5 protein-coding genes and 3 rRNA genes are annotated in these 11,342 nt (G+C 65.2%); all 8 read left to right on the forward strand.

Translation table 11 applies throughout. The features are described from left to right. Positions 1 to 32 precede the first annotated feature (32 nt). The 8 genes from ASD18_RS14980 to rrf all read left to right on the forward strand — a co-directional run bounded on the left by ASD18_RS14980 (position 33) and on the right by rrf (position 11,333). On the forward strand, positions 33 to 1,271 hold the full coding sequence (locus ASD18_RS14980) for an argininosuccinate synthase (protein WP_056093532.1): 1,239 nt from the start codon (positions 33 to 35) through the stop codon (positions 1,269 to 1,271). Beyond that, positions 1,264 to 2,691: an argininosuccinate lyase gene (gene argH, locus ASD18_RS14985; protein ID WP_056093536.1), complete on the forward strand. Its 1,428-nt coding sequence runs from the start codon at positions 1,264 to 1,266 to the stop codon at positions 2,689 to 2,691. Before ASD18_RS14980 ends, argH begins: the two co-directional genes overlap by 8 nt. Further along, a complete protein-coding gene (locus ASD18_RS14990; RefSeq protein ID WP_156388023.1) occupies positions 2,688 to 3,239 on the forward strand; it encodes a uridine kinase in 552 nt (183 codons plus the stop codon). The genes argH and ASD18_RS14990 overlap by 4 nt, the downstream gene beginning before the upstream one ends. Positions 3,240 to 3,291: 52 nt before the next feature. Continuing rightward, positions 3,292 to 3,993 carry a DNA-3-methyladenine glycosylase gene (locus ASD18_RS14995; RefSeq protein ID WP_235522410.1) on the forward strand — a complete coding sequence of 234 codons (702 nt, stop codon included), beginning with the start codon at positions 3,292 to 3,294 and terminating at the stop codon, positions 3,991 to 3,993. 76 nt (positions 3,994 to 4,069) lie between these two features. Then, positions 4,070 to 5,332 (forward strand): tyrosine--tRNA ligase, encoded by a 1,263-nt coding sequence (gene tyrS / locus ASD18_RS15000; protein WP_056093539.1) that lies wholly within the window; start codon positions 4,070 to 4,072, stop codon positions 5,330 to 5,332. Positions 5,333 to 6,045: 713 nt separating this feature from the next. Continuing rightward, positions 6,046 to 7,566 (forward strand): 16S ribosomal RNA (locus tag ASD18_RS15005). A 455-nt stretch (positions 7,567 to 8,021) separates the two neighbouring features. Beyond that, positions 8,022 to 11,137, forward strand: a 23S ribosomal RNA gene (locus ASD18_RS15010). Between the two features lie 79 nt (positions 11,138 to 11,216). Further along, positions 11,217 to 11,333: ribosomal RNA gene (rrf, locus tag ASD18_RS15015) — 5S ribosomal RNA — on the forward strand. The 16S, 23S and 5S rRNA genes sit together here, the layout of an rRNA operon. The last annotated feature ends 9 nt before the right edge of the window (positions 11,334 to 11,342 follow it).

Genomic DNA, 11,342 nt, shown 5'->3' on the forward strand with positions numbered 1-11,342 from the left:
ACACCCTCAGAACCTGCGAAGAGAGAAGAACCATGACTGAGCGCGTCGTCCTCGCCTACTCCGGCGGCCTGGACACCTCCGTGGGCATCGGCTGGATCGCCGAGGCCACCGGTGCCGACGTGATCGCGGTGGCGGTCGACGTCGGCCAGGGCGGCGAGGACCTCAACGTGATCCGCCAGCGCGCCCTCGACTGCGGCGCGGTGGAGGCCTACGTGGCCGACGCCCGCGACGAGTTCGCGAACGAGTACTGCATGCCGGCGCTCAAGGCGAACGCGCTCTACCTGGACCGCTACCCGCTGGTCTCGGCGCTGTCGCGCCCGGTCATCGTCAAGCACCTCGTGCGGGCCGCCCGGCAGTTCGGCGCGACGACCGTCGCCCACGGCTGCACCGGCAAGGGCAACGACCAGGTCCGCTTCGAGGTGGGCATCACGTCGCTCGCACCCGACCTCACGTGCCTGGCACCGGTCCGGGACCTCGCACTGACCCGCGACAAGGCCATCGAGTTCGCCACCCGCAACGCGCTGCCGATCGAGACCACCAAGCACAACCCGTTCTCCATCGACCAGAACGTCTGGGGTCGCGCGGTCGAGACCGGGTTCCTCGAGGACATCTGGAACGGTCCCACCAAGGACGTCTACACCTACACGGACGACCCGACGTTCCCGCCGGTCGCCGACGAGGTCATCGTGACGTTCGAGGCGGGCGTGCCCGTCGCGCTCGACGGCGTGCCGGTCACGCCGCTGCAGGCGATCCAGGAGATGAACCGCCGCGCGGGCGCCCAGGGCATCGGCCGGATCGACATCGTCGAGGACCGGCTCGTGGGCATCAAGTCCCGCGAGGTCTACGAGGCGCCGGGCGCGATCGCGCTCATCGCCGCGCACCAGGAGCTCGAGAACGTCACCGTCGAGCGCGAGCAGGCCCGGTTCAAGCGGGGCGTCGAGCAGCGCTGGACCGAGCTGGTCTACGACGGTCAGTGGTTCTCGCCCCTGAAGAAGTCGCTCGACGTCTTCGTCGACGACACCCAGCGCTACGTCTCGGGCGACGTGCGGCTCGTCCTGCACGGCGGGCGCGCGACGGTCACGGGCCGCCGCTCGGACGCCAGCCTGTACGACTTCAACCTGGCGACGTACGACACGGGCGACTCGTTCGACCAGTCGGCCGCCAAGGGCTTCATCGAGATCTACGGCCTGTCCTCCAAGCTGGCCGCGGCGCGCGACGTCCGTTTCGGCAACGGTGTGGACCTGGGTTCGCAGGGCGGGATCAGTGGCTGACCAGCTGCCGGAGACCCCCCTGGCCCTCTGGGGCGGCCGCTTCGCCTCCGGGCCGGCAGCCGCCCTGGCGGAGCTGTCCCGCTCGACGCAGTTCGACTGGCGCCTGGCGGACGTGGACATCTCCGGTTCCGTCGCGCACGCGCACGTCCTGCACACCGCGGGACTGCTCACCGACGACGAGGTCGCCACGATGGTCGACGCCCTCGAGCGGCTGCGGGCCGACGTGGCCAGCGGGGCGTTCGGTCCGGCACCGGACGACGAGGACGTGCACACCGCGCTCGAGCGCGGGCTGATCGAGCGGGCGGGCGCCGACGTCGGGGGCAAGCTGCGCGCGGGGCGCTCGCGCAACGACCAGATCGCCACGCTCGTGCGGATGTACCTGCGCCGCGAGGCGCGCACGCTCGCCGGGCTCGTCCTGGACGTCGTCGACGCCCTGGTCGCGCAGGCGACCGCCGCCGGCGCGGCCCCGATGCCCGGGCGCACGCACCTGCAGCACGCACAGCCGGTCCTGCTCGCGCATCACCTGCTGGCGCACGCCTGGCCGCTCCTGCGCGACGTCGACCGCTGGATCGACTGGGACGCCCGCGCAGCCCTGTCGCCGTACGGGTCGGGGGCGCTCGCCGGCTCGTCGCTCGGCCTCGACCCGGCCGCGGTCGCTGCCGAGCTCGGCTTCTCCGGTCCGGTCGAGAACTCGATCGACGGCACCGCGTCACGCGACGCGGTCGCCGAGTTCGCCTTCGTGGCGGCGATGCTCGCCGTGGACGTCTCCCGGCTGGCCGAGGAGGTCGTCATCTGGGCGACCAAGGAGTTCGGCTTCGTCAAGCTGCATGACGCCTACTCCACGGGGTCGAGCATCATGCCGCAGAAGAAGAACCCGGACGTCGCGGAGCTGGCGCGAGGCAAGGCGGGACGCCTCATCGGCGACCTGACGGGTCTGCTGACCACGCTCAAGGGCCTCCCGCTCGCGTACAACCGCGACCTGCAGGAGGACAAGGAGCCGGTGTTCGACCAGGTCGACCAGCTCACCGTGCTGCTGCCCGCGTTCGCCGGCATGGTCGCGACGCTCGAGTTCGACACCGAGCGGCTGGCCTCGCTGGCACCGCAGGGGTTCTCGCTGGCCACGGACATCGCGGAGTGGCTCGTCCGCACCGGTGTGCCGTTCCGCGTCGCGCACGAGGTGGCGGGTGCCTGCGTCCGCGCGTGCGAGGAGCACGACCCGGCGATCGAGCTGTGGGACCTGACCGACGACGAGCTCGCCGCGATCTCGCCGCACCTGACCCCGGAGGTCCGCACGGTGCTCACCGTCGAGGGGTCGCTGGCCTCGCGGTCCGCGCACGGCGGCACCGCACCGGTCCGCGTCGCCGAGCAGCTCGACCGGGCCCGCGCCCGCGCGGCGGAGCTGCGCACCTGGACGTCGTGATCGCCGACGAGCTCGCGGAGCGGGCGCTCGCGTCGCGCCCACGGCTCGGTCGCGTGCGGCTCGTCGCGATCGACGGACCGGCAGGCTCCGGGAAGACCACCCTGGCGGCCGCGCTGGCCGCCCGCGGCGCGACGGTGCTGCACCTCGACGACCTCTACGAGGGATGGACGGGCCTCGAGGGATCGCTCTGGCCCCGCCTGTCGGCGCAGGTGCTGGAGCCGCTGCGCCGGGGGGTGCCGGGCCGCTACCAGCGGTTCGACTGGCCGACCGGGGCGTTCGCCGACTGGGTGGACGTCCCCGTTCCCGGCCTGCTGGTCCTTGAGGGCTGCGGCTCGGCCCGGCGCGCCGTCGACCCGCTCGCGGTGCTCCGGATCTGGGTCGAGGCGCCTGCGGACCTGCGTCTCGACCGCGGTCTGGCGCGCGACGGCGCCGACGCGCGGGAGCACTGGGCGACGTGGATGGCCGACGAGGCCGCGCACTTCGCCCGCGAACGCACGCGCGAGCGCGCGGACGTCCGGCTCGACGCGTTCGGTGCGCGGGTCCCCTGAGCGGCCTGGACCACGCCGCGGAACACCGGCGTCGTGCGGCAAGATGGGCCGCGTGAGCCCGTCGGAACCGCTCGAGACCCCGGACGCCGCTGACCCGCGCGCGCTCGTGGCCGTCCCGGCGCGCGTCTGGTTCAGCCGCGAGGTGCACGCGGTGGCGCGCGACCTCCTGGGTTCCTACCTCACCTCGCGCTCACCCGAGGGCGACGTCACGCTCCGGATCACCGAGGTCGAGGCCTACGGCGGTGCCGACGACCCGGGCTCCCATGCTTTCCGCGGCCGCACGTCTCGCAACGCGGTGATGTTCGCCGAGCCGGGCCGCCTGTACGTCTACCGGCACCTGGGGCTGCACCACTGCCTCAACATCGTCGCGGAGCCCACCGGACGTCCGGCGGCCGTGCTGCTGCGCGCGGGCGAGATCGTCGAGGGCACCGACCTGGCGTGGCGACGTCGCGAGTCCGTCGGCGTCGTCGACTCGGAGCGCCAGCTGGCCCGTGGCCCCGCCCGCCTGGCCGTGGCGCTCGGCCTCGACCTGCGCGCCAACGGCGCGGACGTGACGGAGGCGGGCGGCGACGTGGTGCTGCACCGCCACCAGGTCGTCGTGCAGCCCACGCACAAGTCCGGCCCCCGCGTCGGTGTCTCCGGGTCGGGCGGCGAGGGCTCGAGGTTCCCGTGGCGCTACTGGCTCACGGACGAGCGCACGGTCTCTGCGTATCGCCCGGCGTATCGCGCGCCGGCGTCGGTAGACGTCCCGTGAGGGACGACGACGCCGGCCACCCGCTCACGCCCGCCCCGACCGTTCTGCCTGAACCGGCCTTTCCCCTGGAGACCCTGTGAACCACATCCTCGACGAGCTCGAGTGGCGCGGGCTGATCGCCCAGACCACCGACCTCGACGCTCTCCGCGACGCGCTGTCCGCCGGGCCCGTCTCGCTGTACTGCGGGTTCGACCCCACGGCGGCCAGCCTGCACATCGGCAACCTCGTGCAGATCCTCACCGTCCGCCGGCTGCAGGACGCGGGCCACCGCCCGTACGGCCTCGTGGGCGGCGCCACGGGCCTGATCGGCGACCCGAAGATGGCGGGGGAGCGCACGCTCAACGACCGCGACGTCGTCTCGGGCTGGGTGGAGCGCATCCGCAAGCAGATCGAGCCCCTTCTCCGCTTCGACGGCCCGAACGCGGCCACGATGGTGAACAACCTGGACTGGACCGCGCCCCTGTCGGCGATCGACTTCCTGCGTGACATCGGCAAGCACTACCGCCTCGGCACCATGCTGGCCAAGGACACGGTGGCGCGACGCCTGCACAGCGACGCGGGGATCAGCTTCACCGAGTTCAGCTACCAGATCCTGCAGGGGATGGACTACCTCGAGCTGCACCGCCGGCACGGGATCAGTCTGCAGACCGGTGGTAGCGACCAGTGGGGCAACCTCCTCTCGGGAGTCGAGCTGATCCGCAAGGCCGAGGGCGTCGCCGTGCACGCGCTCACCACGCCGCTGATCACCAAGGCGGACGGCACCAAGTTCGGCAAGACCGAGTCCGGCACCGTCTGGCTCGACCCGGAGCTGACCACCCCCTACGCGTTCTTCCAGTTCTGGCTCAACACCGACGACGCCGACGTGGTGCGCTACCTCAAGGTGTTCAGCTTCCGGTCGCGCGCCGAGATCGAGGAGCTCGACGACGCGGTCGCGCAGCGCCCGGCGGCACGCGAGGCGCAGCGCGCCCTGGCGTACGAGGTGACCGCGCTCGTGCACGGGACGCCTGCGGCCGACCAGGTGGTCGCCGCGAGCCAGGCACTGTTCGGGCGCGGGTCGCTCGCCGACCTCGACGCCTCGACGCTGGCCGCGGCGGTCGCCGAGCTGCCGTCCGCGAGCGGTGCGGCGGGGGACTCCATCGCGGACCTGCTGGCCGCGACGGGGGTCGTCGCCAGCAAGGGAGCCGCCCGGCGCGCGATCGCCGAGGGAGGGGCGTCGGTGAACAACGCCCGGGTGGCCTCCGAGGACGCCGTACTCACCGCGGACGACCTGCTGCACGGGCGCTGGGCGGTCCTCCGCCGGGGGAAGCGGACCTTGGCGGTCGTCGACGCTGACGCCTGACGTTCCGACGAGCCCCCGGGTTTCGGGGGCTCGTCGGGCTCTGACCTGGACTTATGCACCGTCAGCCGGCCCTGGTGACCGGGGTCACCGCAGCGGGATTGGACACCCGCCGCAACACGCGCGTAATGTTCTCGATGTCGCCCGAGAGGGAGGAACGGACACCGCGGATCGAACCACGGTGGCTGGTCCCTAGGGTGGCCACCCCCGCTCGTGTTGACAGGCGCTTCGTGCGCCCTGAAACCGGCGGGGACGGGCTCCAGGCCCGCAGATGCTGCCGGAAACGGTGGCGGGAAGCGGTCCGAAAGCCAGGTAGGATTCAGAACGACAAAGCCTCTCGGATGAGATCGAAAGATCTCGAGGAGATGCGCGTCTGTTCCTTGAGAACTCAACAGTGTGCCAAATAGTCGATGCCATATGGCTCGCTATCGGAGGATGTCTTGTCCCGTTCGGGGTGGGGTGNGATGCGCGTCTGTTCCTTGAGAACTCAACAGTGTGCCAAATAGTCGATGCCATATGGCTCGCTATCGGAGGATGTCTTGTCCCGTTCGGGGTGGGGTGTTCGAGGGTGGTGGGTCTTGGTTGAGATAGGTGCCGTTTTTCCACCTCCGTGGGGGGCGGTGCCAAAATTCAGCCGAATCTGAACGGTCCTTATCGGGACCATTTCGTGTGTCGGTTGCTTCACCGCTTTTGGGTGGTGGGGTGCCATGTAGACATTTACGGAGAGTTTGATTCTGGCTCAGGACGAACGCTGGCGGCGTGCTTAACACATGCAAGTCGAACGGTGATGGCCAGCTTGCTGGTCTGATCAGTGGCGAACGGGTGAGTAACACGTGAGCAACCTACCCCAGACTCTGGAATAACCATGGGAAACGATGGCTAATACCGGATACGAGACGCACACGCATGTGTGGTGTCTGGAAAGATTTATCGGTCTGGGATGGGCTCGCGGCCTATCAGCTTGTTGGTGGGGTAGTGGCCTACCAAGGCGACGACGGGTAGCCGGCCTGAGAGGGCGACCGGCCACACTGGGACTGAGATACGGCCCAGACTCCTACGGGAGGCAGCAGTGGGGAATATTGCACAATGGGCGCAAGCCTGATGCAGCGACGCCGCGTGAGGGATGACGGCCTTCGGGTTGTAAACCTCTTTCAGCAGGGAAGAAGCGAAAGTGACGGTACCTGCAGAAGAAGCGCCGGCTAACTACGTGCCAGCAGCCGCGGTAATACGTAGGGCGCAAGCGTTGTCCGGAATTATTGGGCGTAAAGAGCTCGTAGGCGGTTTGTCGCGTCTGCTGTGAAAACCTAAGGCTCAACCTTGGGCTTGCAGTGGGTACGGGCAGACTAGAGTGCGGTAGGGGTGACTGGAATTCCTGGTGTAGCGGTGGAATGCGCAGATATCAGGAGGAACACCGATGGCGAAGGCAGGTCACTGGGCCGCAACTGACGCTGAGGAGCGAAAGCATGGGGAGCGAACAGGATTAGATACCCTGGTAGTCCATGCCGTAAACGTTGGGCACTAGGTGTGGGGCTCATTCCACGAGTTCCGTGCCGCAGCAAACGCATTAAGTGCCCCGCCTGGGGAGTACGGCCGCAAGGCTAAAACTCAAAGAAATTGACGGGGGCCCGCACAAGCGGCGGAGCATGCGGATTAATTCGATGCAACGCGAAGAACCTTACCAAGGCTTGACATACACCGGAAACTTCCAGAGATGGTTGCCCCGCAAGGTCGGTGTACAGGTGGTGCATGGTTGTCGTCAGCTCGTGTCGTGAGATGTTGGGTTAAGTCCCGCAACGAGCGCAACCCTCGTCCCATGTTGCCAGCGGGTTATGCCGGGGACTCATGGGAGACTGCCGGGGTCAACTCGGAGGAAGGTGGGGATGACGTCAAATCATCATGCCCCTTATGTCTTGGGCTTCACGCATGCTACAATGGCCAGTACAAAGGGCTGCGATACCGCGAGGTGGAGCGAATCCCAAAAAGCTGGTCTCAGTTCGGATTGGGGTCTGCAACTCGACCCCATGAAGTCGGAGTCGCTAGTAATCGCAGATCAGCAACGCTGCGGTGAATACGTTCCCGGGCCTTGTACACACCGCCCGTCAAGTCACGAAAGTCGGTAACACCCGAAGCCGGTGGCCCAACCCTTGTGGAGGGAGCTGTCGAAGGTGGGACTGGCGATTGGGACTAAGTCGTAACAAGGTAGCCGTACCGGAAGGTGCGGCTGGATCACCTCCTTTCTAAGGAGCATCTGGCAGCCACATCGCCTGTCATGGGTGGTGGAGGGTGTCCAGGCCCGTTGTCCCTGCCGAACGAGTGGGGGACGGTGCTCRAGGGTGGAACATCGACTGTTGGCCGGCTTTCGAGCTGGTGGCGACCTAGTACGCCAGGCCCTTCGGGGTTCTGGGTGGGAACGGATCGTTGCTGGGGAGGGGTCGGCTGGGCACGCTGTTGGGTCCTGAGGGAACAGCCGGAAGGTTGTTCGTTCAGGGTCGCTACGGGTCGCGTCTTCGCCTGCGGGTGGCGGTGGGGCTCGGGTGGCTGCGGGCTGGTACCGCTCAGTCAAACCGCCGGTACTGCGTTGCGCTTTTGCGCGAGGTGGTGGGGGTAGGTGCTGGGGTGAGGGTRCTGGTTTCCCGGTCGTAGCTTGAGAACTGCACAGTGGACGCGAGCATCTTTTTTGAATGATTTTTGTGGTCAAGTTTATAAGGGCACAGGGTGGATGCCTTGGCACTAGGAGCCGAAGAAGGACGTTGTAGCCTGCGATAAGCCTCGGGGAGTTGGCAAACGAACCGTGATCCGAGGATGTCCGAATGGGGAAACCCCGCACGAGTCATGTCGTGTGACCTGCACCTGAATATATAGGGTGTGTGGAGGGAACGGCGGGAAGTGAAACATCTCAGTACCGCCAGGAAGAGATATTCCGTGAGTAGTGGCGAGCGAAAGCGGATCAGGCCAAACCGTGTACGTGTTCAAGCCGGCAGGCGTTGCGTGCACGGGGTTGTGGGACCTTTCCGTTGGATCTGCCGATCCGACAGGGAGTCAGAAAGTCGCGTCATAGTCGAAGGGCATTGAAAGGCCCGGCACAGAGGGTGTGACCCCCGTAGACGAAATGGCGTGGCCTCCCGAAGGGGATCCCAAGTAGCTCCGGGCCCGAGAAACCTGGAGTGAATCTGCACAGACCACTGTGTAAGCCTAAATACTACCTAGTGACCGATAGCGGACAAGTACCGTGAGGGAAAGGTGAAAAGTACCCCGGGAGGGGAGTGAAATAGTACCTGAAACCGTGTGCCTACAATCCGTTGGAGCCTCCCTAGCAGGGGTGACAGCGTGCCTTTTGAAGAATGAGCCTGCGAGTTAGTGGTACGTGGCGAGGTTAACCCGTGTGGGGAAGCCGTAGCGAAAGCGAGTCCGAATAGGGCGATTCAGTCGCGTGCTCTAGACCCGAAGCGGAGTGATCTAGCCATGGGCAGGTTGAAGCGCGGGTAAGACCGCGTGGAGGACCGAACCCACCAGGGTTGAAAACCTGGGGGATGACCTGTGGTTAGGGGTGAAAGGCCAATCAAACTCCGTGATAGCTGGTTCTCCCCGAAATGCATTTAGGTGCAGCGTCACGTGTTTCTTGCCGGAGGTAGAGCTACTGGATAGCCGATGGGCCCCACCAGGTTACTGACGTTAGCCAAACTCCGAATGCCGGTAAGCCAGAGCGTGGCAGTGAGACTGCGGGGGATAAGCTCCGTAGTCGAGAGGGAAACAGCCCAGACCACCAGCTAAGGCCCCTAAGCGTATGCTAAGTGGGAAAGGATGTGGAGTTGCACAGACAACCAGGAGGTTGGCTTAGAAGCAGCCACCCTTGAAAGAGTGCGTAATAGCTCACTGGTCAAGTGATTCCGCGCCGACAATGTAGCGGGGCTCAAGTATACCGCCGAAGCTGTGGCATTCACATATCAGCTCAGCGCACCTTCGGGTGTGTTCAGGCGTGTGGATGGGTAGGGGAGCGTCGTGTGGCGAGTGAAGTCGCGGGGGAACCCAGCGGTGGACGCCACACGAGTGAGAATGCAGGCATGAGTAGCGAATGACGGGTGAGAAACCCGTCCGCCGAATGATCAAGGGTTCCAGGGCCAGGCTAATCCGCCCTGGGTAAGTCGGGACCTAAGGCGAGGCCGACAGGCGTAGTCGATGGACAACGGGTTGATATTCCCGTACCGGCGAAGAACCGCCCATACCGAGCCCGGTGATGCTAAACGCCCGAGATGCCACATCGTCCCTTCGGGGACACCGTGGCGTGGAGCGCGTGACCCGAACCGGTAGTAGGTAAGCGTATTAACAGGGGTGACGCAGGAAGGTAGCCAAGCGTGGCGATGGTAGTCCACGTCCAAGGTCGTAGGGCGAGGTGTAGGCAAATCCGCACCTCATATAGCCTGAGAGCTGACGGTGACCGCGAATGCGGGAATCTGGTGATCCTATGCTGCCAAGAAAAGCCTCGACGCGAGGTTCTAGCCGCCCGTACCCCAAACCGACTCAGGTGATCAGGTAGAGAATACCAAGGCGATCGAGAGAATCGTGGTTAAGGAACTCGGCAAAATGCCCCCGTAACTTCGGGAGAAGGGGGGCCTGAAGCGTGAACCGACTTGCTCGGGGAGCGTGAAGGGCCGCAGAGACCAGGGAGAAGCGACTGTTTACTAAAAACACAGGTCCGTGCGAAGTCGCAAGACGATGTATACGGACTGACGCCTGCCCGGTGCTGGAAGGTTAAGAGGACGGGTCAGCCGCAAGGCGAAGCTCAGAATTTAAGCCCCAGTAAACGGCGGTGGTAACTATAACCATCCTAAGGTAGCGAAATTCCTTGTCGGGTAAGTTCCGACCTGCACGAATGGCGTAACGACTTCTCCGCTGTCTCAACCGCGAACTCGGCGAAATTGCACTACGAGTAAAGATGCTCGTTACGCGCAGCAGGACGGAAAGACCCCGGGACCTTTACTATAGTTTGGTATTGGTGTTCGGTGCGGCTTGTGTAGGATAGGTGGGAGACTGTGAAGCCGGCACGCCAGTGTCGGTGGAGTCAACGTTGAAATACCACTCTGGTCGCTCTGGATATCTAACCTCGGTCCGTGATCCGGACTAGGGACAGTGCCTGATGGGTAGTTTAACTGGGGCGGTTGCCTCCTAAAATGTAACGGAGGCGCTCAAAGGTTCCCTCAGCCTGGTTGGCAATCAGGTGGCGAGTGCAAGTGCACAAGGGAGCTTGACTGTGAGACTGACAGGTCGAGCAGGGACGAAAGTCGGAACTAGTGATCCGGCGGTGGCTTGTGGAAGCGCCGTCGCTCAACGGATAAAAGGTACCCCGGGGATAACAGGCTGATCTTGCCCAAGAGTCCATATCGACGGCATGGTTTGGCACCTCGATGTCGGCTCGTCGCATCCTGGGGCTGGAGTAGGTCCCAAGGGTTGGGCTGTTCGCCCATTAAAGCGGTACGCGAGCTGGGTTTAGAACGTCGTGAGACAGTTCGGTCCCTATCCGCTGCGCGCGCAGGAAACTTGAGAAGGGCTGTCCCTAGTACGAGAGGACCGGGACGGACGAACCTCTGGTGTGCCAGTTGTTCCGCCAGGAGCACGGCTGGTTAGCTACGTTCGGAAGGGATAACCGCTGAAAGCATCTAAGCGGGAAGCCTGCTTCAAGATGAGGTTTCCATGCCCCCTTGAGGGGTGAGAGGCTCCCAGCTAGACCACTGGGTAGATAGGCCGGATGTGGAAGAGGGGACTAACGACCCTCGCAGCTGACCGGTACTAATAAGCCGACAACTTCACCACTTCATTCACTGCTTTGCTACGCGTCCACTGTGCGGTTCCCGAGAGACGAACGGGAACCCGTTTGACAACTCGACAACGTTACGGCGGTCATAGCGAAGGGGAAACGCCCGGTCCCATTCCGAACCCGGAAGCTAAGCCCTTCAGCGCCGATGGTACTGCACTCGCCAGGGTGTGGGAGAGTAGGACGCCGCCGGACATCATTCAG

It is taken from the genome of Cellulomonas sp. Root137, assembly GCF_001426725.1.
GTDB lineage: Bacteria > Actinomycetota > Actinomycetes > Actinomycetales > Cellulomonadaceae > Cellulomonas.